This window comes from Parabacteroides sp. KHUB-02 (genome assembly GCF_056640955.1).
In genome coordinates, this window is record NZ_JBWQEV010000001.1 from 450,276 (window position 1) to 473,943 (window position 23,668).

Consider the following 23,668-nt stretch of genomic DNA (forward strand, 5'->3'; position numbering starts at 1 on the left):
GTACTTTCGCGAATAAGAAAATATCGATAGCATGGTTGACAAAAGACAATTATTAGGGATGACCTTGGAGGAACTGAAAGGTGTAGCGTCTGAGGTGGGTCTTCCCGCATATGCGGCTAAGCAAATGGCCGATTGGATTTATAAGAAGAAAATAACCCGGATTTCGGAGATGACAAATATAGCGGTAGCCAAACGTGCTTTATTGGAGGATTCATTCGAGATCGGGGCTTATCCGCCATCTGAGTATCAAAAGTCGAAAGACGGTACGATCAAATATCTATATGCTGCCGGACCGGGGCGTTTTGTTGAGTCTGTTTATATTCCTACGGATGATCGGGCGACTCTTTGCGTCTCTTCTCAAGTCGGATGCAAAATGAATTGCTTGTTTTGTATGACGGGAAAACAAGGTTTCACGGCAAACCTGACAGCGAACCAGATATTGAACCAGATCCAGTCCTTGCCGGAAAACGATTCATTGACGAATATCGTTTTCATGGGAATGGGGGAGCCACTGGATAACGTAGACGAGCTTTTCAAGGTTTTGGAAATACTCACGGCCCCGTATGGATATGCGTGGAGCCCGAAGCGTATCACGGTTTCAACCATTGGTGTGACGAAAGGCTTGAAACGCTTTTTAGAGGAGAGCGAATGTCATCTGGCCGTAAGTCTGCACTCGCCCTATCCTATGGAACGTCTTTCCTTGATGCCGGTTGAAAAGGCATTCCCAGCGAGGGAGGTGATCGATTTAATCGAACAATATGATTTTTCGCATCAACGACGTGTCTCTTTTGAGTACATTGTTTTTAAAAATTTGAACGATAGCTTGAAACATGCCGAAGCTTTGAGTTGTTTATTAGGTGGAATTCCTTGTCGGGTAAACTTGATCCGTTTTCATGCGATACCGAATGTGTCTTTAGAGACTTCCGATATCGTTAAAATGGAGGCGTTTCGGGATTTCTTAAACGCCAAAGGAGTTGTATGCACGATAAGGGCATCACGTGGGGAGGATATTTTCGCCGCTTGTGGAATGCTTTCTACCGCGAAAAATGTTACATTTGTATAATATAAAACACACAGGTATGAAAACACGTTCTTTATTCATCGGTATGTTGCTGCTTCTTGTTTTGATGGGAGCATGTAATTCAGGTTCTGTGATGACTCAAGCTACGGGCTTCGCATATGAGGTTGTCGTGGTTATGGATCAAAAGGATTGGAAAGGCCCTGCGGGAGAAGCCATAAAGTCTGAGTTGGCCTCTTCGGTGCCCGGACTTCCGCAAGCCGAGCCTTCTTTGAAGATTACCTACGTACAACCAAAGGATTTTACAGGTCTGTTACGGTATGTAAGGAATATATTAGTGGTTACGATAGACCCCACCGCTTATACGAAAGTTTCTGTAGGCTACGAGAATAATGTCTGGGCTAGAGGGCAGGTGGTTGTTTCGCTGAAAGCTCCTAATACGGAGTCGATCGTCGAGTATTCAAAGACCCATGAGAAGGCGTTGGTCGATTTCTTCGTAAAGGTGGAGATGAATCGTGCGATAGAGCAATTACAAAAGGAATATAGTATGGTGGTTATGGATAACCTGAAAAGCGACCTGAACGTGATGTTAAACGCTCCGGCAAACTTCACGTACTATAAGGATACGACAGATTTCTTCTGGTCTTCCAATAACGCTAACACAGGCCGTATGGACTTAATCGTATATACTTTCCCTTATACTGATCCGAATACGTTTACGGAGGAATATCTGGTCGCTAAACGAGATTCTGTATTGAAGGCGAATCTGCCGGGTTCGTTCCCGGGTTCCTATATGCAAACAGAAACGCGTGCGGGAGTGGAGTATACGCCAATAACCTTAAATGGTAAATATTGTGGCGTGATGCGCGGTTTGTGGAGAATGCAAGGCGATATGATGGGAGGCCCGTTCGTAAGCCACACCCGCTTGGATGAAAAGAATCATCGTGTGGTTGTAGCCGAGGGATTTGTGTATGCTCCGGAGACAGACAAGCGTAATTTCATGCGTAGAATAGAAGCTGCCTTATTTACGTTACGTTTGCCGGGTGAATTTGATGAACCGGTAACTGAGACATTAGATATCCCAAAAGAGAAAAAGTAATAAACAAACAAAATATATGGAAGAACGACTGATTAAAGTGGGGATCACCCACGGAGATATAAATGGTATCGGCTATGAGGTAATATTAAAGACCTTTTCCGATACCCGCATGGCGGAGCTTTGCACGCCGATTATCTATGGCTCGTCCAAGATAGCCGCTTATCACCGGAAGGCATTGGAGCTTCCTCCTATCAATATGAATATTATTTCACATGCGGAGGATGCAGGAGTAAACCGGGTGAACATTATTAACTGCGTGGAGGACGAGACCAAGGTGGAGTTGTCGAAATCTACGCCGGTTGCCGGTGAGTCGGCTTTCAAGGCGTTGGAAGCGGCAGTTACGGATATGAAGCGGGGAGTAGTGGATGTACTGCTTACCGCCCCGATCAATAAACATAATATCCAGAACGAGGATTTTCATTTTCCCGGGCATACTGAGTATTTGGAGAAATGCTTCGGTGGTTTGGATAAAAAAGCCTTGATGATCTTGATGAAAGATGATCTTCGTGTCGCTTTGGTGACGGGGCATATTCCATTGTCGCAAGTTGCGTCTTCCATCAACGTGGGCGATATCGTGAATAAGCTGCGTATTTTCAATCAGTCGTTAAAGCAAGACTTCGGTATTGTGAAGCCACGTATCGCGGTTCTTTCCTTAAACCCTCATGCCGGTGATGCCGGATTGCTGGGTACGGAAGAGGAGACGATTATCATACCGGCAATGCAAGAGGCGGAGAAAAAAGGCGTAATGTCATTTGGCCCTTATGCGGCTGACGGTTTCTTTGGTTCGCAGATGTATGATAAATTTGATGGTGTCTTAGCGATGTATCATGATCAAGGGCTCGCTCCTTTCAAGACGTTGGCGATGGATGACGGGGTGAACTATACGGCAGGATTGCCGATCGTACGGACTTCTCCGGCACACGGAACAGCTTATGACATAGCCGGGCAGAACGTGGCTTCGGAAGAGTCGTTCCGCCAAGCCTTATATGCGGCGTTGGATATCTTCCGGAACCGGTTGCGTTATCAAGAGGCTACCGCCAATCCGTTGCGTAAGCAATATTTCGATAGGGGGGGAGATAATGAGAAACTGGACTTGACGAAAGAGGACGATACGGACGGATTATAGTAGATCTTTCCTGACAAGTTTCAATAAATACATAAAATGTCATGTTAATAACGAATGGATGTTATTGACATGACATTTTTGTATGGGGCGTGGGACGCTTTTTGGTTTTAAACTTTTAAGATAGGAAAAGTTTGCGTAAGTTTGCGGTTTAAAACGAAAATTACGATTATGTTTAAAGACAAAACGATAGTATATACATCCGGGACGTTTGATATGTTCCATTATAATCATCTTAGGATGATCAATTACGCCCGTAGTTTGGCGGATATATTGATCGTCGGGGTTAGTACAGATGAGTTGGTCTCTTCTTATAAAGCGAAGCCGATCATTCCGTTCCATGAACGTTTGCAGATCATCGAGGCGTTGAAGACTCCCGATATCGTTATTCCACAACATTCCTTAGATCATACGGAAATCGTGAAGAAGCTGAATATCGACGCTTTCGTGGTAGGTGATGACTGGTTCGGAAAGTACGACTATCTGAAGGATTTAGGCGTTCAGGTATTTTATTTCCCTTACGGAACGGGGGTTTCCTCCTCGAATCTGAAAAAAACGATACATGATTCTTATGAGGCGAATCTGACAACCCAACGTCAGGCGAAGCCGGAAACAGTGAAAGGATCTGCCGCTAAATAACGATCAGTTTCATGGATAAATTTATTTTAATTACCGGTGGGACAAAAGGGATAGGAAAGGCGGTAGCGTCCTGTTTAGGAAAGGCCGGATATAACCTTATACTGACTTATGCTTCCGACCAAGCGGCGGCCGAGGAGGTACGTAGCGAGTTGGTGGGGCGTTTCGATATACAGGTTTCTATTCTGCGGGCCGATATCTCGGATCGGAATACGATCGGGGTTATCGATTCTTTCTTGGAGGAGAATAGGCTACGTTTGGACGGCCTTGTGTTCAATGCGGGAATGACCTGTCGGGATCCTTTTGAGGAACTTTCATTCGAGGATTGGGAACGGGTTTTCTTTGCTAATATCCATTTCCCGGTCTTTCTTTTACAGAAGATTGTTGGACGGATTAATAAGGGGGGAAGTATCGTGTTTACGGGTTCCTTGATGGGAATACAGCCTCATTCGGTATCCTTGGCATATGGGGTGACGAAAAGTGCTGTTCATGCGCTGGTCAAAAACATGGTGAAGTTCTTAGTTCCCTATGAACTGCGTGTGAATGCCGTGGCTCCCGGTTTTGTCGATACGGAATGGCAGAAAACAAAGCCTGCCGAGATCCGTCGGAATATAGAGAACAAGGTCTCTTTGGGACGGTTCTGCGACCCGGATGAATTGGCGGAAGTTTATAAAATGTTGATAGAGAATAGTTATTTTAATGGCGAGGTAGTCGTTGTGGATGGCGGTTACTCGTATAAATAAGAAACAAATGAGCGAGTTGGATAAGGAATACGAAGCATCGTTAAAGTCGATAGAAACAGAAAATAAGATAGACCGAATTTTTTATCGTCCGATAGGATTTCGTATTGCTCGTATGTTGCGAGGCACGGGGATTACCCCGAATATGATTACGGTTATCTCGATCTTCGTGGGTGCGGCGGTCGGATTTATGTTTTATCACGATAATTTGACATATAATATCTGCGGTATATTATTGTTGGTATTTGCCAATATCCTCGACTGCGTGGATGGGCAGCTGGCACGTCTTACAGGGATCAAGTCCGCTATCGGGCGTATCTTGGACGGATTCGCCGGGGATATCTGGTTCGCTTCGATCTATATCGGATTCGCTCTTCGTCTGTCTCATGATTACGGTACGGATTGGTTCTTTGCCTTGGCGGTCTTATCCGGTCTGTCTCATTTAGTCCAAGCGAATATCACGGATTATTATAAGACGCTTCACCTTTATTTTATCAGTAAGGATAAAGGATCGGAGTTTCAGTCTTTGGAACAGGTGGAGGCGAAACATAAGGAGATGAAGTATGGCATTAACAAGTTTTTCTACTTCTTATATCGTTGGTATACGATGTTGCAAGTGAAGGCTACGCCTACCTTACAGAGTATGTTACAAAATTTGCACGCGAAGTATGGGGATAATATTCCGGAGAATATCCGTGTGGACTTTCGTAAACAGAGTCGTCATTTAATGCGTTACATAGACTTGTTGACCTTTAATGGCCGGACGATGGTTATGTTTGTGATCGTACTAACGGGACAGGTCTGGGCTTATTACCTATACGAGATCATCGTGTTGAACATCGTACTAGCGATAGTGATGAGGAAACACGAGAAGATGTGTGCCTCGTTTTTAGGATAAAGTATGAAGAAGAGTGTTGTTGACATTTACGATTTGCAAGAGATGGCCCCGTTCTTCAAGGGGCGAGTGGGGACATGGTTGGGTAAGTTGCTGATAAAGTGCTTACGTGTGGATCTGGTTAATAAGGTACATGCCCGGAATTGTCATTTACGGGGCGCTGAGTTTACTTCCGCTTTATTGCATGACCCCATTATCGATCTCAGCTATGAGGTTCATAATAAAGAGATTTTAGATCATCTGCCGGAAGGGGCTTTTGTTACCGTTTCCAACCATCCGATCGGGTCGTTGGATGGAATCATGCTGATTGATATTTTCGCTTCCCGCCGTCCGGACTTTAAGGTGATGGTGAACGGCATCTTGACCAAGATCGGGGCGATGGAGGATAATTTCATATCCGTGGTGCCCGATTCCCACAAGCGAGGGGCGAATCCGGCGAATGTCAATGGCGTGCGACTATCCCTGCAACGCCTGAAAGAAGGTCATCCGATGGGTTTCTTCCCTGCTGGAGCGATCTCATTTTATAATAAAAAAGAGAAACAGGTACGGGATTTATCGTGGGCGCATAGCGTGATCCGCTTAGTTCGTAAGGCGAAAGCACCGGTATACCCTGTTTATTTTGATTTCCAAAATACCCATTTTTTCTATTGGCTAGGGAATATCAGCTGGCAAATACGTACCTTGCGTATTCCTACAGAGGCTTTCAATAAGCGTGGAAAGAAAGCGGATGTATATATCGGTGAGCCTATCTCGCCGGAAGAGATCGCCGCCATCCCGGAAGACAAGGATCTTGCCGAGTTCTTGTATAAACGTACATATGGTGCTAAAAAATAAGAAACGACCGATAGAATCTGTTATCAATAGTGGTAGTTTGAATTAAGATTTGTAATTTTGGCAGAGTAACTGAAATAATTACAGATTTTAAAAGTGAAAGAGTGATGAAGGTTGATGTACAACAGATAAAACAGCGTTTTGGGATTATTGGTAATAACCCCGGATTAAATCGTGCGATCGATGTTGCGCTCCAGGTAGCGCCAACCGACTTATCTGTTCTTATTACAGGAGAAAGTGGTGTCGGAAAGGAGACTTTCCCGCAAATTATTCATCAGAACAGTCAGCGTAAGCATGGACAATATATAGCCGTAAACTGTGGCGCCATTCCGGAAGGGACGATAGATTCGGAGCTCTTCGGGCACGAGAAAGGTTCTTTTACCGGGGCGTTGGCCGACCGTAAAGGGTATTTCGAGGTAGCGGACGGTGGAACGATCTTCTTGGATGAGGTCGGAGAGCTGCCAACTCCTACGCAAGCACGCTTGCTTCGTGTGTTGGAGACGGGTGAGTTTATCAAGGTCGGTTCCTCCAAGGTACAGAAGACGAACGTGCGTATCGTTGCCGCTACGAACGTGAATTTAGTGCAGGCGGTTTCGGAAGGTAAATTCCGGGAGGATTTGTACTATCGTTTGAATACGGTGCCTATTCAAGTGCCTCCCTTGCGGGAGCGTCCGGAAGATATCGTCTTATTATTTCGTAAGTTCGCCAGTGATTGCGCCGAGAAATACCGGATGCCGCCGATCCGCTTGGATGATGAGGCCCGTCAATTATTGGTTTCTTACCGTTGGCCGGGTAACGTGCGTGAGTTGAAAAATATCACGGAACGTATCTCCGTAATCGAGGAGACACGGGATATAACGGCGGATGTCCTGCGCCTTTATCTGCCGAACGTGAATGTTGAGAAATATCCGGTATTGGTGAAGCAAGATCCGGATCAAAAGATATTTAACAGCGAGCGGGAGATCCTTTATCAAGTCTTGTTCGATATGAAAAAGGACGTGAACGAGCTAAAGAAATTAGTGCATGATATCATGGGAGGGAATATCCCGATGCCAACGGTGGCAGACGATACCCCTTATGCGCATCCGATCCATCCGGCGGCGGTTCATGCCATGCACCCGACGATCCAAGATGCCGAGGATGTGGAAGAGGAGACTTTATCCTTGGAAGAGGTGGAGAAGGAGATGATCCGTAAGGCTTTGGAGAAGCATAACGGGCGACGGAAGAACGCGGCGGCCGACTTGAAGATATCGGAGCGTACGTTATATCGAAAAATCAAGGAATACAATTTGGAATAAAAATATGCTAAAGAAGATTGTCAACATACGTTTGTCGGCAGCCAATTGGCTTATACTCTCATTTTTGACGGTATTGGCTACGGCTTGCTCTATTTCCTATAAGTTTAATGGAGCCTCTATCGATTATACGAAGGTGAAGACCATTACGATTCGTGACTTCACGAACCAAGCTCCCTACGTGAATCCGACCCTTGCGCCGCAGTTTACGGAGGATTTGAAGGATATTTACATCCGTCAGACTCGTCTGCAACTGGTTCCGAGCAATGGCGACCTTGAGTTGGAGGGTGAGATCACTGGTTACGACTTCGCTCCAATGGCCGTGAAGGAGGATGCTATCGCCTCGCAGACGAGGTTGACGATCACGGTGCGGGTTCGTTACTCCAACCGGGTTAACCCGGATGAGGATTTCGAGCAGTCGTTCTCCGCTTACCGCGAGTTCGACAGTAACTTGATGCCGCAGCAGGTAGAGGGAACATTATGCGAGGAAATCATAGAGGAAATAGTAGACCAAATCTATAACGCTACGGTTGCCAATTGGTAGAATGAGGGCGGAGGATTTATATCGTTTGATGGAGGAGCCTTCGGAATTGACCGAGGGGACTCTTCTTGAGTTGCGACGAATCGTGGAGGATTACCCGTATTTTCAAGTGGCACGGATGTTGTATCTAAAGAATCTGGCCGTATTAAATGATATGAGTTTTACCTCGGAGCTGGAGAAGATGGCGATATTCTTGCCGGACCGGAAAATGCTGTTCCAACTGATAGAGGGAGATAAATATGGCTTGAACTCCCGTGTGGAGCATGAGCCGGATATGCGAAAAGAGGATACTTTCTCCTTGATAGACGCATTCCTCTCTAACCGTAACGAGGAACCGGAGCCTAAGAAAGAAGCCCCGTTCCTGTTCCAGCCATCGGTATCGTCAGATTATATGTTTTGGTCATTATCGAAAGAGGAAGAAGAGAAGCCATCTGGAGAGGATACGGAGAATAGGCTTCGACATCACGACTTGATCGATTCGTTCATTAAAAATGACCAACAGCGTATGCCGGGTAGTGGGCTGGAAATCCGTGAGGAAACCAGCCGTGCGGAGACTCCAGAGTCGGTGAAAGATTTGGATGATGAGCAGTCCAAATCGCTGGAAGACTCGTGCCTTACGGAAACTTTAGCCCGGATTTATATAAAACAGAAGCGATATGATAAGGCTTTGCAAATTATTAAAAACTTAAGCTTGAAATATCCAGAAAAAAATGTTTACTTTGCAGACCAAATCAGATTTTTGGAAAAGTTGATTATTAACACTAAAAAATAAAACTAAGATGTACGTATTTATTTCTATCTTAATCCTGATTGCCTCTATACTATTAATCTTGATCGTGTTGATCCAGAACTCAAAAGGTGGAGGTTTGGCTTCAGGATTCTCTTCTTCTAACCAAATCATGGGTGTACGTAAGACCACAGACTTTTTGGAGAAAGCTACTTGGAGTTTGGCGGGTGCCGTAATCGTACTGAGTATCGTGATTACCGCATTTATCCCCAGAACTGAGCATGCCGCTCAATCAGAGATCAAGCAACAAGTGAACGACGCTGTCTCTATCGATCCTAACACGATCGCTCCGGACTTTGGTACAGCGCAACAACCGGCAGTTCCGGCAGAGGAAACTCCCGCTACTACACCTGCGGAGGAAAGCAACAAATAAGATTGTATTTGAGAATAATATAGAAGCCATATCCACTAACAATGGATGTGGCTTTTTTTGTGCTACTTTAAGTGGAAGCTTCTTTAGGTCTTGATCTTTTCACTTATGTGAAAAGATCGTATCACAAGGGTGAAAAGATCGTATCACGTATATGAAAAGATCGTTTCATCTTTGTGAGACGATTATTGCGAATAGGGGCTTCTATCTCTTCATAGAAAGAAATGATCAGTTAAGTGGAATATTGTTCGTATATTTGTTACATATAATAGTAATAAGTATAAATACTCAGATATGGATATGATAAATTTTGATGGGTTGTTGATCGGTATCGTTACATTTTTGATTATCGGTCTGTTTCATCCGGTAGTCGTGAAGGCCGAGTATTATTGGGGGACGAAATGCTGGTGGATATTCCTTGTCTTGGGGATTTTAGGAGTGATAGCCTCCCTGTTTATAGACAGCGTGTTTGTGTCCGCTATTTGCGGCGTATTCGCCTTCTCATCGTTCTGGACGATCAAGGAGATTTTCGAGCAGGAGGAGCGTGTGCAGAAAGGTTGGTTCCCTAGAAATCCGAAAAGAAAATACCCTTGGGACGATAGTGAGGTGAAATGAATTCTTTTCGTATCTTTGCGCTCGTGAAAGCGATATAAAAGCAATAAAGCTATGAAGACAAAGAGAAAAAAGCAAGATCCGTTAGTCGAGTACATAAAGGCTAACCGGAAAGGCAGTCGTGAGGCCGAGTTAGAAAACCACGGCAGGCCGGTCAGTCATAACCGGATTCATGTATCGAAGAAAGTTTATAATCGTAAAAGAATGAAGGCAGATGCCCAGAGGCATCTGCCTTATTTGTTTTTAGTGGCCTAAAAGGAGACCTTAGTTCGCTGTATTGTTATTGATCGGTGTCTTTTCCTTGAACCACTCCACTAGTATCCCATTCTTGAAGCTTAGGATGTAGTAGCCTTCAGAGTAGTCGGCTATCGTCATGGTTACCGTCTTATAACTGATACTCTCTATCGGGCCGTCGGGGGTTATCCGTGCGCCAGCCGACTCAAAATCCTTTCCTAGTATCGATATAACCTTTTGCTTGGTCATCCCTAGCTCTATCTTATGCATTCGGTTGTCCATTTTATAAGGATTCATTACCGTAGCGCATCCCATCAATAGGAACATTGTCAGCAACACGTATATCCCTTTCACCATCTTCATCTCTCTTTTTGTTATTTGTTGTATTGGGGGCTAAAGTAGACATTATCCCGGATATATAGTAATACGAGGATATAAAAAAAGAGGAAAACCTTTCGATTTTCCTCTTTTCCTAGAGCGGAAGACGGGGCTCAAACCCGCGACCCTCAGCTTGGAAGGCTAATGCTCTATCAACTGAGCTACTTCCGCAATAATATGTTGCGAATTAAAAAGGTGGGCAGTGATGGATTCGAACCACCGAAGGCGAAAGCCAGCTGAGTTACAGTCAGCCCCATTTGGCCACTCTGGTAACTGCCCCCTTGTTCTTAATTGCAGTGCAAAGGTACGATTTATTTTGAAACCTGCAAGCGTTTAGGCAGAAAAATTTACCATTTTTATTGCGGTAACCGCTGCCTCGTCCCCTTTATTGCCATATCTACCTCCCGCACGATCCTCGGATTGCTGCATGGTGTCGGTAGTTAACAGGCCGAAAATGAAAGGAATATCGTACATTAAATTCAATTCTGTAATGCCTTGCGTAACGCCGGAACAAACGTAATCAAAATGTGGCGTATCGCCTCTTACGACGCATCCCAGAACGATCACAGCGTCTAATTCTTTAGTCTCGGCCAATCTTTTGGCTCCAAAAGTCAGTTCAAAACTACCCGGAACTCGTTTAACTACGATGTTCTCCGGTTTCACCCCGTGCTTTTCAAGCGTGTTGCAAGCACCTTCCAATAACTTCTCGGTAATGTTCTTGTTCCATTCCGCAACTACGATGCCGATGTTCATCTCTGAAGCATCAGGTACGCTGTTGAAGTCGTACTCGGATAAATTCTGATAAGCTGTAGCCATACTTGTCTCTTTAAAAGAAGAGGATGCCTTGTTTGACCGAGACATCCTCTGTTATACTATATAATATACTGTTTATTTATTTTCCTGCCGAAGCACGGGTGATATACTTATCGATATCGGATGCCTCCATGGAAGTGTAATACTTGTCCTTGATAGTCGTGTAAGCCTTTACAGCCTTGTCATACTCTTTCAAGTTCTCGTAAGCGATACCGGCCTTCTTCAAGTAAATCGGGCTGATTACCTCGTTGTCGGCCTCCTTAGCGGCTTTCTCGAAATAGCTGATTCCTTCTTTCGTATTACCCATGTTCACGTAGCAATCACCGATCAAGCCTGTAACCGCCGGAGATACCATTTGGTCCTTTCCGCTGAAAGATTTCAATAAATCGAGCGCCTTCTGTGTATCGCCCATCTTGTAGTAACAGATACCTGCGTAAGCCTTTGCCAAGTTTCCGGCGTCCGTGCTTCCATATTGGTCGATGATAGCCTCGAAACCTTCATAGTCAGCTCCATTGCCGTTTAAAGCCAAGGCGAAAGAATCTCTGGCGAAGTATTGCTCGCCCTTGAACATGGCGGCGGCGGCTTTTTTCTCCTGAGGAACTAAATAACCATGCTTGATTCCCAAAACAGCTCCAACAACGAGTGCGACAGCTATTATACCGTAAATAATCTTCTTTGAATTGTTTTCAATGAATTGCTCCGATTTGGAGACAATCTCTTCTACTTCTAACTCCTTGTTGGTGTCCTTTTCTTTAGTAGCCATAATGTGTTATAGTTATTTATTAATTTTATCGCTGATTTTAAGCCATACCATACGGTTGGCGATTCAAAGCGCAAAAGTAGTTTTTTTTGCTGATATAATCTATACTTAGAAGTATATTTTTTAATTTTGTACGATTAATACGGTTTAGATGATACTAAAGAAGCTTTCTGTTCTCAATTACAAAAATATACTTCAGTCCGAGGTTATTTTCTCGCCCAAGATGAATTGCTTTTTCGGCAATAACGGGATGGGGAAGACGAATCTATTGGATGCCATTCATTATCTCTCGTTTTGCAAGAGTCATGTCAATACGCCTGATAGCCAGATAATAAACAGTGATCAAGATCTTTGCGTGGTGCAGGGTAACTATGATTATGAAGGACGTGAGGAGGAGATTTTCTGTGCCATGCGGCGTAGGCAACGCAAACAGTTCAAACGGAATAAGAAGGAGTACGACAAGCTGTCCGAGCATATCGGCCTATTACCGTTGGTCATGGTCTCTCCGGCTGATGCCGACTTGATCCGGGGGGGGAGCGATGAGCGACGCCGTTTTTTGGACTTAATCATCTCGCAGCAGGACAAGCCTTATCTGCATGCGCTTATCCAATATAATAAAGCGTTGCTCCAACGGAATACGTTGCTGAAAGATCAGAGCATGGATGCCTCTCTTTATGAGGTATTGGAGATGCAGCTGGGTATGTACGGCCAAATCGTTTACGAGAAGCGGAAAAAACTGGTGGAGGATTTTACCCCGATCTTTAATGAGTACTACCAGACGATCTGCGGCTCTGCCGAGGAGGTAGGGCTACATTATATCTCGCAATTGGAGGAAACGGAGCTTGCCGGTAAATTGGCGATGAGCCGGGAACGGGATCGTATATTGGGCTATACCTCTTCCGGTATCCATAAGGATGAGCTGGAAATGACGTTGGGCGGGTACCTGATTCGCCGGGTTGGTTCGCAAGGACAGAATAAGACGTATCTGATCGCCTTGAAACTCGCTCAGTTCGCTTTCCTAAATAAACGGGGACGGACTACACCTATCTTGCTGTTGGATGATATTTTCGATAAGCTGGACGCTAGCCGTGTGGAGCAGATCATCAAACTGGTCAGCGAGAATGGCTTCGGGCAGATTTTTATTACGGATACGAACCGGAAGTATCTGGATGAGATCTTATTGGCTATGAATCATGACTATGCCCTCTTCCGTGTGGAACGTGGCGAGGTACAACCTATGGAGGAATAAGGATGCAGAGAAGAAATACACAGACATTGGGTGAGGTGCTTCGTGACTTTTTCGAGGATAATACCGAGTTGTACGAGAAAATGATGGAGATCCGGGTTCAGCGTGCGTGGGGAGAAGTTTTAGGGCCTACGATCATGCAGTACACACGTAATATATATGTACGTGATAAGGTGCTTCATGTCTCATTGACTTCCTCCGTACTTCGTAGCGAGTTGACGCTTTGCCGGGAACGGTTGGTGAAAAGCTTGAATGATTACGCGGGTGCCTCGGTCATTACCAATATCGTTTTTCATTGAGTGTGGCTTTACCATTCGCAATATTACTTACTGGGGCAAGTAACATATACTGCCCAGCCCCGGTAAGTATATATGGCTTGACCCAGTAAGTATATATTCTGCGGAGAGATCAATAGATGGTGTCTTCTGTTATTACGTAATCCATTTTCTTGTCGAACGGCTCTACCGGAACCTGTGGTATCAGCTGGAAGCCAAAGCATATCCCGACCTTGGGAGCGTTGAGCGTGGAAAGAAGGCGGTCATAGAATCCCCTCCCTCGTCCCATGCGGTTCTTGTCTTTGTCAAAGGCGACTCCGGGCACGATAATCAAGTCGATCTCATTCTTTGGAACTTCTATGCCGTCCGCCTTGGGCTCTAATATCCCGAAAGGTCCGGGTTTTAGGGATTCCGGCCCTTCGTAAAGAAGCAATCTCAAATCATCACCGACGATCAAGGGCAACAGAAGCTTTTTCTTCCGGTACCATTTCTCGATAAAGCCGGCGGTCTGTACTTCTCCCGGTATGGCGTGATAAAGGGCGATACAAGAAGCTGCTTGGAACAGTTCTGTCTGCTCCAAGCGGTCCATGATCTTATCCGATAGCTCGCACAAGGTAATCCTCGAATATTCTTTCTTTCGAGAGGCCATATCTTTTCGTAGGGCCTGCTTGGCTGTGTAAGTCTCCATTCGCTGATTGTTTTAATAGTTCCGCATTCGGCACGGATTTTCCCTCTTGCAAGATATTGATCGCACGTAATAAGGTAACGTCATCTTTTAGGAAAATGGGGTAGAAGCCCGCCTCGTCGAAGAAATTCCTTACGATATACGCTTGCAATTGGTTCTCGATTAACTTGCCGGATATATTAATTAATGTGGGACGTCTCTTGATGCCCTTGGTAGCGGCGAAGTTCACGAAGTCGGAAAGGAGCGGTTGTTGCTGCAAGTAATTATATAATTCCTCCCAAGTCTTGAATGAGCCTAGTTTCTCCCGATGTCGGTCTGAGTACTCGAGCGCATACAGGTAAAGCACGCCGCTATTTACCACATTTGAGTAGTAAGAGGTAACGCCACTCGTGTCGCGAGGGATAAAGATATCCGGCATGATACCGCCCCCGCCGTATACGGTACGTCCGCCTACGGTCTGGTATTTCAAGGAATCATCCATCTTGATGCTATCAGCCGAGTCGAACTCGCCGTGCATATATCGGTTATAGATATCTTGGTCGTAAGCGTCCGTATTACCCATCTCATATTTCTTCTGGATGCAGCGACCGGACGGCGTGTAATAACGGGCGATGGTCAATCGCATCTCTGAACCGTCGCTCAATGACATTTGAGTTTGTACCAGACCCTTGCCATACGTTCTTCGTCCGATAATCGTACCACGGTCGTTATCTTGGATCGCTCCGGAGAATATCTCACTGGCGGAAGCCGAGATCTCATCGGTCAATACTACGATCGGGGCGTCTTTACAAGTTCCGGTTCCGTTCGCGTATACGTCGGAACGGGGGAACGACTTACCTTCCGTGTAGACGATCAAGCGTCCTTCCGGCATAAACTCGTTAATCATATTGATAGCGGCATCCATATATCCGCCGGTATTACCCCGTAAGTCGATCACGAAAGAGGTACAGCCCGCTTGTTTTAACTTGGCGATCGCCGTGATGAACTCATTATAAGTATTCCGGGCAAATTTGCTAACCTTGATGTAACCTATACCTTTAGCCGCCTCATAAGAAACATCGACCGAATTAACTGGGACATCTCCACGGGTTACGTCAAAATAGAGCAACTCAGGAGAATTCCCTCGCTGTACGCCTAGTTTCACCGTACTGTTCTTTGCGCCCCGAAGTGTCTTCATGATCTCTCCTTGGTTCTTTTTCTTTCCGGAAAAAATAGAATCATTGATCGAGATGATCCGGTCGAAGGGCAGTAAACCTGCTTTCTCTGCGGGACCGCCGCTAATTACGCTAATCACTAGGATCGTATCGGTTTGCATATTAAATGATACGCCAATACCACTGAAAGAACCTTCCAGCTCCTCATTCACCACGGAAGCGTCTTCCGCGGGGATATATACAGAATGAGGGTCTAATTCACTGAATATTTTCGGGATCGTACTCTCTACCAACTTAGACATGCTAACCGTGTCAACATATTGCTCGTCGATAATGTCCAAGATGGCATTTATCTTGTTGCCGCTGGAGTAGGACCGTTTTTTTCCTTGACTGATAGATAAATAATGGTTCCCAATAAAGATACCTAAAGCGATACTAGCTGCGATGATAACCGGGAGCCATACGGTCAGTCTTTTGTTTTTATCCATAAAAACGTTTTATTTATTCGTTCAAATCTATATAATCTACTATGATACCGGCACGCTTCAATAATTCGCAGCCGTCCGCTATTCGATAATTCTCGGAATAGACCACTCGCTTGATCCCGGATTGTATGATTAATTTCGCGCATTCAATGCAAGGGGAGGAGGTAACATAAATGGTCGCTCCTTTACTGCTGTTCGATGAGGCTGCCACTTTTGTGATGGCGTTAGCCTCCGCATGTAGAACATAAGGCTTGGTGACATTGTTCTCGTCTTCGCAAACATTTTCAAAACCGGCGGGTGTTCCATTGTATCCGTCGGATATGATCATTTTATCTTTTACTAATAATGCGCCCACTTGGCGTCGTTTACAGTACGAATTCTCGGCCCAGATAGCGGCCATTCGCAGGTAACGTTTATCTAATTCGTGCTGTTTTTCTGTTTTCTCGCACATTTGTTTACTCTTTTGTCTTTTAATCCAGACACAAAGGTAGTGATTATTTAGATTTACCGGGCTTATCGCCCGGTAAATTATTACTTCTTAATACCATTACGGATTAATAAGGCGTCTATCGTAGGCTCTTGTCCACGGAAACGCTTGTATAACACGGCGGGATCTTCCGTACCACCTTTGGATAAGATATTGTCACGGAAAGATTTCGCGACCTCCTTGTTGAAGATTCCTTTCGATTTGAAAACGGAGAAAGCGTCGGCGTCTAATACCTCGGCCCATTTATATCCGTAATAGCCTGCCGCGTATCCTCCGGAGAAGATATGTCCGAAGCTTGTGCCCATCAAGGCTTCCGGTACTTCCGGCATGATTACGGTCGGAGCCCAAGCTTTTTTCTCGAATGCCGCTACGTCACCGTCGAAAGGTTGCTCCAACGTATGCCATGCCATATCCAGCAAGCCAAAGCTTAATTGGCGGCAGCAAAGGTAGCCGGCGTTGAAGTTTGAGGCGTTTACCAAGCTTTGTATCATCTCTTGCGGGATTTTCTCTCCGGTCTGGTAATGAACGGCGATCTGATCTAAGAACTCTTTCTCGGTCAACCAGTTCTCCATGATCTGGGAAGGTAGTTCTACGAAATCACGATAAACGCTGGTTCCTGAAAGGCTGGAATATGTTCCTTGCGCTAGCATGCCGTGCAAGGAGTGCCCGAACTCATGCAAGAGTGTGTTCACCTCGTCGAAACTTAACAAAGAGGGCTTCGTGTCTGTCGGACGGGTAAAGTTCATCACGATAACGATCTGAGGACGGCTATCTTTTCCGTCTTTATCTTTGTATTGAGCCTTGATATTGTTCATCCAAGCGCCGGATTGTTTTCCGTCACGAGGGAAGAAATCCGTATAAAGGATAGCAAGGAACTTACCATCGGCATCGTATACCTCGTAAGCGTCTACTTCCGGATGATAAACCGGGATTTTCTTATTTTCCTTAAAGGTGATACCGTAGAGCTGGGTAGCTAATCCGAATACGCCTTTCTTTACGTTGCTTAACTCGAAATAAGGGCGAGTCATCTCGTCGTTTACCTTGAAGCGGATATCCCGTAACTTCTCGGAATAATAACTCCAGTCCCAAGGCATAACGGTGATATTCTCTTTCTCTGTACCTAACGCAAATCCTTCTACCGCATTGTATTCGTTGATCGCTATCGGTTTATAAGCTTCGAGTAACTGATTCAATAATTTGTATACGTTCGCTGAGTTTTTAGCCATTGTGTGTTCCAGCGCATATTCGGCGTAATTCTTGAATCCCATCAACTGGGCAATCTCTAGGCGGATATTAACGATCTTTTTGATAATGTCCTTATTGTCGAACTCATCCCCTTTATTTCCTACGCTCATGTATTCACGATACATTTTCTCTCGCAAATCACGCTTGTCGGAATAACGCATGAATGGAATGTAACTCGGAGCCGAGAGATTGAATAACCATCCGTCTTTATCTTTACTTTTGGCTAACATGGCCGCTGCGTCACGAGCACTTTCGGGTAAACCGGATAGTTCGTTCTCGTCCGTTATTAGTAATTCGAACCGATTTTTATCTTTCAAGGCGTTTTGATCGAACTGCAAGGTTAACATGCTTAGGTCCATACTTAGCTTGCGGTATTTTTCCTTGTCATCTTTATTTAACGTAGCCCCATTCGCTTTAAACGACTCATAAAGGTCTTCCAGCAATTTAGCATCCTCGGTAGAAAGGTTCAATTGTTCTTTTTTATCATAGATTGATTTGACCCGAGCAAGTAGCTTCTCATTTAAGAAGATGTTATTGGAGGTTTGGGATAACTTCGGGGAGACACGTTGCGAGATTTCCATCATCTCGTCGTTAGCCTCTGCCCCTAATACATTAAAAAAAACAGAAGAGACTGTTTCCAATAATTTGCCGCTACGTTCCAGAGCTACTACCGTATTCTCGAAAGTAGCCGGTTGCGGGTTATTGGCGATCTCTTGCACCTCTTTTTCCATTTGCTTGATTCCTTCGTCGAAAGCGGGCTCATAATGCTCGATCTTGATCTTATCGAAAGGAGGGGTCTCGAACGGTGTTTTAAACTTCCCGAAGAAAGGGTTATTTGCTGCGTGTGTCATTTGAATTGCGCTTAATAAAATTACTACATTATATAATAACTTCCTCATATTAAAAATTGTTTGAAAATTTCCGCAAAGGTAGGCATTTTAATCACAGGAACGTTATAGGCATCTGTTTTTATATTCAGATTGATTTAAAATGAAAAATAGAACATTTCCTATGACTAAACCGAGGCTTGTTTTCGGGGGGCTGTACCTTGATTTTGAGCTTTGATGAATATGATGATAGGATTGATTTAACAAAAATTTATATGTTTGAAAACACTCCTTTAGAGCACCTTTCTTTTTAAAGCCTTGATCTATAAGTTTATCGTAGAAGAAGGATGCCTTTTTTTCTAAATAAATATAAAAGACAGTTTGTTTTTTTAGTTATTAAATAATACTTTTGATTCTCAGAAACGAAAATAATTTCATTTTGATATTAAAGAAAGTAACTTAAAACCCAAATACACATATGAGTTATCTTAAATTTGACAAAACAGTAATGATAAACCTGGAAGAGTCGCTGACTCGTGAGGTGCTTCGAACCAACCGTTTGGGAGCCTATCACTGCACTACTGTTGTTGATTGTAATACCAGGAAATACCACGGACTACTCGTTATGCCTGTGCCTGCGATTGATGATGACAACCATGTGTTACTGTCTTCTTTTGATGAGACGGTAATTCAACATGGTGCCGAATTTAATCTTGGGTTGCATAAATATGCAGGCGATAATTTCAGCCCCAAGGGACATAAGTACATCCGCGAGTATAGCTCAGAGACAGTACCTCGTACGCTTTACCGTGTAGGAGGTGTGATCTTCTCGAAAGAGAAAGTGTTTTCCATGTACGAGAATCGTATCATGATCAAGTACACGTTGGAAGATGCTCATTCCGCTACGACCTTACGTTTCCGTCCTTTCCTTGCTTTCCGTAGCGTGAAGAACTTAACGCAAGCCAATGGTAACGTGAACCAATCTTACGAGGAAGTCACAAACGGAATCAAGACATGTATGTATCCCGGTTATCCGGAACTGTATATGCAATTTAACAAGAAAGTTAAATTTGTGTATGAGCCGTATTGGTACAATGGCATCGAGTATCCGAAAGAACAAGAGAGGGGATATCCTTATCAGGAGGATTTGTATGTTCCCGGATATTTCGAGGTCCCTATCAAAAAAGGGGAGACTATTATTTTCAGCGCTGGCGATAGTGCAGTGGCAACTACCCGCTTGAAGGCACTGTATGAGAATGAGGTCGTAGCTCGTACGCCTCGTACTAGCTTCTTCAATTGCTTGAAGAATTCCGCTCAGCAATTTTATTTTCGTCCCAAGGAAGACGACGCTTATCTATTAGCGGGCTATCCATGGTTTAAAGTACGTGCGAGAGATTTGTTCGTAGCTCTTCCGGGTAGTACGTTGTCTATCGATGATCCGGTTCGTTTTGAGAAGATCATGCATACGGCGATGCCGGCGATGCGGGCGTATATGGCGAATGGGCGTTTCGATGCGGTGATTCGTGAGATCGAGCATCCGGATGTCTTTTTATGGGCGATCTGGGCGATCCAACAGTATGCTAAACATGAGGGCGTTGAAAAGGCACGTGAGCTATACAGCGATTTCGTGAAAGAAGTTATCGATTATATACGGGACCAGAAACATCCCGATATGAAATTGATGGAGAATGGTTTACTTTTCGCTAATGGAAAAGATAAGGCGATTACTTGGATGAATTCTACCGTAAACGGAAAACCTGTCGTAACTCGTTCCGGTTATATAGTGGAATTTAACGCTCTTTGGTATAATGCTCTTTGTTTCTATACGGAATTGATGGGGGGAGTACCTGTCGAGGGTATTGATCCGATTATCAAGTCGATGGATAAATCGTTCCCGGAAACCTTTGTGAACGGGTATAATTATTTGTTCGATTCCGTGAATGGTTCTACGGTAGATTGGAGCGTACGGCCTAATATGATTTTCGCTGTGGCATTGCCTTATTCCCCATTGACGAGGATGCAGAAACGTGCCGTGGTGGACATCGTGACGAAAGAGTTGCTTACCCCGAAGGGCTTGCGTTCCTTGAGTCCGAAGAGCGAAGGATATCGCCCGTATTATGTGGGGCCGCAATATGAACGAGATTTGGCTTATCACCAAGGTACTGCTTGGCCGTGGTTGTTAGGCGCCTATTTGGAAGCTTATTTGCGTGTATTCGGAAAGAGTGGCGTTGCTTTTGCTGAACGTATGTTGATAAGCTTGGAGGAGGAGATGTCATTACACTGTATCGGGACGATCCCGGAATTGTTTGATGGTAACCCACCGTTTACCGGACGTGGAGCTGTCTCTTTTGCGATGAATGTTGCGGCTATCCTCCGTGTTGTGGATTTGTTGAAGAAGTATAACGCCGAATAAAACTAAGTACCATTATGAAAGCATTAATGTTTGGATGGGAATTTCCTCCTCATATCTTGGGCGGTTTAGGAACGGCCAGTTTCGGTTTGACACGAGGCATGGCAATGCAGCCCGATATGGATATTACTTTTTGTATACCGAAGCCCTGGGGCGATGAAGACCAGAGCTTTCTAAAGATAGTGGGTGTCAACCAAGTTCCGATTGTTTGGAAGGATGTTGACCGTGAATATGTGCAGCAACGGGTTTCCAAAGCGGGAATGAACGCTGACCAGTATTATAAGTACAGGGATCATATTTATGCGGATTTCAGTTATCGTCATGTGACTGATTTAGGGTGCCTTGAGTTTTCCGGACGTTATCCGGATAATCTTCTGGAAGAGATCAATAACTATTCGATCGTTGCGGGAGTAATCGCTCGTACGGAAGAGTATGATATCATCCATGCGCACGACTGGTTGACTTATCCGGCGGGTATTCACGCTAAAAATGTGAGTGGTAAGCCTTTGGTCATCCATGTTCATGCTACGGATTACGATCGTAGTCGCGGTAATGTGAATCCGGATGTCTATGCGATTGAGAAGAATGGTATGGACAATGCAGACCATATCATAACGGTGAGTAATTTGACTCGTCAGACGGTGATTGAGAAATATCATCAAGATCCCTCTAAGGTAACGACCGTACATAACGCCGTAGAGCCTTTAAGTCCTGAGATTTTAGCGATCCCAGATAAAAAGGGTGTAAAGGATAAGGTTATTACATTCTTAGGTCGTATCACGATGCAGAAAGGGCCGGAATATTTCGTTGAGGCTGCCGCAAAGGTTTTGGCTAAGGCTCCTTATGCACGTTTCGTGATGGCTGGTAGTGGTGATATGATGGATCAAATGATTCGTTTGGCTGCGGCACGTAATATTTCAGATCGTTTCCACTTTACTGGATTTATGAAGGGTAAGCAGGTCTATGAGGTGTTGAAAGCCAGTGATGTATATGTGATGCCTTCGGTTTCCGAGCCTTTTGGTATCTCTCCGTTGGAAGCCATGCAATGTGGTGTACCCTCTATCATTTCTAAACAATCCGGTTGCGCCGAGATCTTGGATTATGCGATTAAGGTGGATTATTGGGATATTGAGGCGTTAGCGGATGCCATGTATTCTATTATTACTTATCCTGCCATGCATGAGTTCTTGAAAGTGGAAGGTAAGAAAGAGGTGGATAATATCAAATGGGAGTATGCCGGACAAAAGGTTCGTCGTATTTACGACAATGTGATAGGTAACAAATAAATTAACGACAAGACAAAAATAAAACAAACAATATTATGAAAACGATCTGCTTTTATTTTCAAATACATCAGCCGTTCCGTTTAAAAAGATATCGCTTCTTCGATATAGGTAACGACCATTACTATTACGATGATTTCCAGAATGAGGAGATTATCCATCGTATAGCTGAACAATGTTACTTGCCGGCTAACCGGACTATTTTGGAGATGATTAAGACCAGTGGTGGTAAGTTTAAGGTAGCGTTCTCTATTTCCGGCGTAGCGTTGGAGCAGATGGAGATTTATACTCCGGAAGTGATCGATAGCTTTAAGGAATTGGCGGCTACGGGGAATGTGGAATTCTTGTCTGAGACTTATGCTCATTCTCTTTCTTCCTTGGGAGATCCGGAGGAGTTCAAGCATCAAGTAAAGAAACAAGAAGATAAGATCAAGACTTTATTCGGGGTTAAACCGAAAGTGTTCCGTAATACGGAGTTGATTTACTCGGATGATATTTCCGCTATGGTTTCTGAGATGGGCTATAAGGGGATGTTGACGGAGGGTGCTAAGCATATCTTAGGTTGGAAGAGTCCGAACTATATGTATTCTTCTTGCGTAGCTCCGAAGTTGAGTTTATTATTGAAGAATGACCGTTTCAGCGAGGATTTATCGAACCGTTTCAGTGATTATAGTTGGAATGAGTATCCTTTGACAGCCGATAAGTATATGTCATGGATCGCTGCTACTCCGGATTCAGAGCAAATCATTAATTTGTTTATGAATTATGAGGTGCTGGGATCTTTGCATCCAGCTTCAACCGGTATTTTTGAGTTCTTCAAGGCTTTGCCTCGCTTTGCCGCAGATAAGGGTATTAGTTTCTCTACTCCATCGGAAGTATTTACATTGATCAAGCCGGTAGATTCTATCTCCGTTCCTTATCCGATCTCTTGGGTAGATGAGGAGAGAGATTGTAGTTCTTGGTTAGGAAATGTATTGCAGCAGGAAGCATTCCGTAAGATTAACGAGATCGGTGAGCGTGTTCGTTTGTCTCAGACTCGTCGTATCCGTCAGGACTGGTACTATCTGCAGAGCAGTGACCATTTCTATTATATGAGTACAAAGCATATGGGACAGGGAGGCTTTAGCCCTTACGATAATCCGTATGACGCATTTAATAACTATATGAATGTTCTTTCCGATTTCATTGTTCGTGTGAATGCGGAATTCCCGGAAAACATAGAGAATGAGGAATTGAATTCATTGCTTTCTACGATTAAGAATCAAGGAGAGGAGATCGAGAGTCTACAGAAAGAATTAGATAAATTAAAAAAGAAGGCGGCGAAGAAATAAGTCGTTAATTGATTTGACTAGACTATTTTTGGAGAGTGACGGGTCCTTTAGGGGGCCCGTTATTTTTTGCTTTGGAACAGTGCATAAAAAAAGCGAGATGTTCTTCTT

General features: G+C 44.4%; 25 protein-coding genes and 2 tRNA genes. 18 read left to right on the forward strand and 9 right to left on the reverse strand.

Translation table 11 applies throughout. From position 1 onward, the window contains the following. The first annotated feature begins 31 nt into the window (after positions 1–31). The 13 genes from rlmN (at position 32) to ACYIA1_RS02200 (ending at position 10,202) form a co-directional block, all read left to right on the forward strand. Positions 32–1,063 (forward strand): dual-specificity RNA methyltransferase RlmN, encoded by a 1,032-nt coding sequence (rlmN, locus tag ACYIA1_RS02140; protein WP_057327073.1) that lies wholly within the window; start codon positions 32–34, stop codon positions 1,061–1,063. A 16-nt stretch (positions 1,064–1,079) separates the two neighbouring features. Then, positions 1,080–2,117, forward strand: coding sequence for a DUF4837 family protein (locus ACYIA1_RS02145; RefSeq protein ID WP_008774122.1), 1,038 nt, complete (start codon positions 1,080–1,082; stop codon positions 2,115–2,117). 16 nt (positions 2,118–2,133) lie between these two features. Next, a complete protein-coding gene (pdxA, locus tag ACYIA1_RS02150) occupies positions 2,134–3,243 on the forward strand; it encodes a 4-hydroxythreonine-4-phosphate dehydrogenase PdxA (RefSeq protein ID WP_005865827.1) in 1,110 nt (369 codons plus the stop codon). Positions 3,244–3,411: 168 nt separating this feature from the next. Then, positions 3,412–3,879, forward strand: a complete 468-nt coding sequence (locus ACYIA1_RS02155; RefSeq protein ID WP_005861572.1) for an FAD synthase family protein — start codon at positions 3,412–3,414, stop codon at positions 3,877–3,879. A gap of 11 nt (positions 3,880–3,890) precedes the next feature. Further along, entirely contained in the window at positions 3,891–4,619 is a 729-nt protein-coding gene (locus ACYIA1_RS02160; RefSeq protein ID WP_005865829.1) for an SDR family NAD(P)-dependent oxidoreductase, read from the forward strand. Positions 4,620–4,626: 7 nt separating this feature from the next. Continuing rightward, a complete protein-coding gene (locus ACYIA1_RS02165; RefSeq protein WP_005861576.1) occupies positions 4,627–5,514 on the forward strand; it encodes a CDP-alcohol phosphatidyltransferase family protein in 888 nt (295 codons plus the stop codon). Positions 5,515–5,517: 3 nt separating this feature from the next. Next, positions 5,518–6,345 (forward strand): lysophospholipid acyltransferase family protein, encoded by an 828-nt coding sequence (locus ACYIA1_RS02170; protein WP_005861578.1) that lies wholly within the window; start codon positions 5,518–5,520, stop codon positions 6,343–6,345. A 104-nt stretch (positions 6,346–6,449) separates the two neighbouring features. Beyond that, positions 6,450–7,640, forward strand: a complete 1,191-nt coding sequence (locus tag ACYIA1_RS02175; RefSeq protein ID WP_005865833.1) for a sigma-54 interaction domain-containing protein — start codon at positions 6,450–6,452, stop codon at positions 7,638–7,640. A 4-nt stretch (positions 7,641–7,644) separates the two neighbouring features. Beyond that, positions 7,645–8,181 carry an LptE family protein gene (locus tag ACYIA1_RS02180; protein ID WP_005861582.1) on the forward strand — a complete coding sequence of 179 codons (537 nt, stop codon included), beginning with the start codon at positions 7,645–7,647 and terminating at the stop codon, positions 8,179–8,181. 1 nt (position 8,182) lies between these two features. Further along, positions 8,183–8,950 (forward strand): hypothetical protein, encoded by a 768-nt coding sequence (locus ACYIA1_RS02185; protein ID WP_122383089.1) that lies wholly within the window; start codon positions 8,183–8,185, stop codon positions 8,948–8,950. 7 nt (positions 8,951–8,957) lie between these two features. After that, positions 8,958–9,338 (forward strand): preprotein translocase subunit SecG, encoded by a 381-nt coding sequence (gene secG / locus ACYIA1_RS02190; protein ID WP_057327074.1) that lies wholly within the window; start codon positions 8,958–8,960, stop codon positions 9,336–9,338. 291 nt (positions 9,339–9,629) lie between these two features. Further along, positions 9,630–9,950: a DUF4491 family protein gene (locus tag ACYIA1_RS02195; protein ID WP_008774116.1), complete on the forward strand. Its 321-nt coding sequence runs from the start codon at positions 9,630–9,632 to the stop codon at positions 9,948–9,950. 51 nt (positions 9,951–10,001) lie between these two features. After that, positions 10,002–10,202, forward strand: coding sequence for a hypothetical protein (locus ACYIA1_RS02200; RefSeq protein ID WP_005861590.1), 201 nt, complete (start codon positions 10,002–10,004; stop codon positions 10,200–10,202). A 9-nt stretch (positions 10,203–10,211) separates the two neighbouring features. Here the strand turns inward: ACYIA1_RS02200 and ACYIA1_RS02205 are convergent, their stop codons facing one another. The 5 genes from ACYIA1_RS02205 to ACYIA1_RS02225 form a co-directional block, all read right to left on the reverse strand. Continuing rightward, positions 10,212–10,544, reverse strand: coding sequence for a hypothetical protein (locus tag ACYIA1_RS02205; protein WP_008774115.1), 333 nt, complete (start codon positions 10,542–10,544; stop codon positions 10,212–10,214). A gap of 113 nt (positions 10,545–10,657) precedes the next feature. After that, positions 10,658–10,730, reverse strand: a tRNA-Gly gene (locus ACYIA1_RS02210). A gap of 25 nt (positions 10,731–10,755) precedes the next feature. Further along, positions 10,756–10,838, reverse strand: a tRNA-Tyr gene (locus ACYIA1_RS02215). A 54-nt stretch (positions 10,839–10,892) separates the two neighbouring features. Next, entirely contained in the window at positions 10,893–11,375 is a 483-nt protein-coding gene (gene ribH / locus ACYIA1_RS02220) for a 6,7-dimethyl-8-ribityllumazine synthase (protein ID WP_008774114.1), read from the reverse strand. A gap of 76 nt (positions 11,376–11,451) precedes the next feature. Beyond that, positions 11,452–12,135, reverse strand: a complete 684-nt coding sequence (locus tag ACYIA1_RS02225) for a tetratricopeptide repeat protein (protein ID WP_005861596.1) — start codon at positions 12,133–12,135, stop codon at positions 11,452–11,454. A 148-nt stretch (positions 12,136–12,283) separates the two neighbouring features. Here ACYIA1_RS02225 and recF point away from each other — a divergent pair, with 148 nt between their 5' ends. Together recF and ACYIA1_RS02235 are read left to right on the forward strand one after the other, a co-directional pair. Then, positions 12,284–13,381 carry a DNA replication/repair protein RecF gene (gene recF, locus ACYIA1_RS02230; RefSeq protein ID WP_009276542.1) on the forward strand — a complete coding sequence of 366 codons (1,098 nt, stop codon included), beginning with the start codon at positions 12,284–12,286 and terminating at the stop codon, positions 13,379–13,381. A 2-nt stretch (positions 13,382–13,383) separates the two neighbouring features. Beyond that, entirely contained in the window at positions 13,384–13,677 is a 294-nt protein-coding gene (locus ACYIA1_RS02235) for a DciA family protein (RefSeq protein WP_005865842.1), read from the forward strand. Between the two features lie 109 nt (positions 13,678–13,786). Here ACYIA1_RS02235 and ACYIA1_RS02240 read toward each other — a convergent pair whose 3' ends face one another. The 4 genes from ACYIA1_RS02240 to ACYIA1_RS02255 all read right to left on the reverse strand — a co-directional run bounded on the left by ACYIA1_RS02240 (position 13,787) and on the right by ACYIA1_RS02255 (position 18,608). Further along, positions 13,787–14,302, reverse strand: a complete 516-nt coding sequence (locus ACYIA1_RS02240; RefSeq protein ID WP_057329095.1) for a 5-formyltetrahydrofolate cyclo-ligase — start codon at positions 14,300–14,302, stop codon at positions 13,787–13,789. Continuing rightward, the gene (locus tag ACYIA1_RS02245) at positions 14,247–15,980 is read right to left on the reverse strand and encodes a S41 family peptidase (protein WP_057327076.1); all 1,734 of its coding nucleotides are present in this window, start codon (positions 15,978–15,980) and stop codon (positions 14,247–14,249) included. The genes ACYIA1_RS02240 and ACYIA1_RS02245 overlap by 56 nt, the downstream gene beginning before the upstream one ends. Positions 15,981–15,993: 13 nt before the next feature. Further along, positions 15,994–16,428 carry a deoxycytidylate deaminase gene (locus ACYIA1_RS02250; RefSeq protein ID WP_008778036.1) on the reverse strand — a complete coding sequence of 145 codons (435 nt, stop codon included), beginning with the start codon at positions 16,426–16,428 and terminating at the stop codon, positions 15,994–15,996. A gap of 80 nt (positions 16,429–16,508) precedes the next feature. Further along, positions 16,509–18,608 (reverse strand): M3 family metallopeptidase, encoded by a 2,100-nt coding sequence (locus tag ACYIA1_RS02255; RefSeq protein ID WP_008778037.1) that lies wholly within the window; start codon positions 18,606–18,608, stop codon positions 16,509–16,511. 406 nt (positions 18,609–19,014) lie between these two features. On the opposite strand from ACYIA1_RS02255, the gene ACYIA1_RS02260 reads away from it, so the two are divergent. Genes ACYIA1_RS02260 through ACYIA1_RS02270 form a run of 3 tightly spaced genes read left to right on the forward strand, consistent with a single transcriptional unit; the run spans position 19,015 to position 23,560 of the window. Further along, complete coding sequence (locus ACYIA1_RS02260; protein WP_250788285.1) at positions 19,015–20,949, forward strand: glycogen debranching enzyme N-terminal domain-containing protein; 1,935 nt, start codon at positions 19,015–19,017, stop codon at positions 20,947–20,949. A 14-nt stretch (positions 20,950–20,963) separates the two neighbouring features. Next, positions 20,964–22,232, forward strand: coding sequence for a glycosyltransferase (locus ACYIA1_RS02265; RefSeq protein WP_005865850.1), 1,269 nt, complete (start codon positions 20,964–20,966; stop codon positions 22,230–22,232). 35 nt (positions 22,233–22,267) lie between these two features. Then, complete coding sequence (locus ACYIA1_RS02270; RefSeq protein WP_005861616.1) at positions 22,268–23,560, forward strand: glycoside hydrolase family 57 protein; 1,293 nt, start codon at positions 22,268–22,270, stop codon at positions 23,558–23,560. Positions 23,561–23,668: the final 108 nt, after the last annotated feature.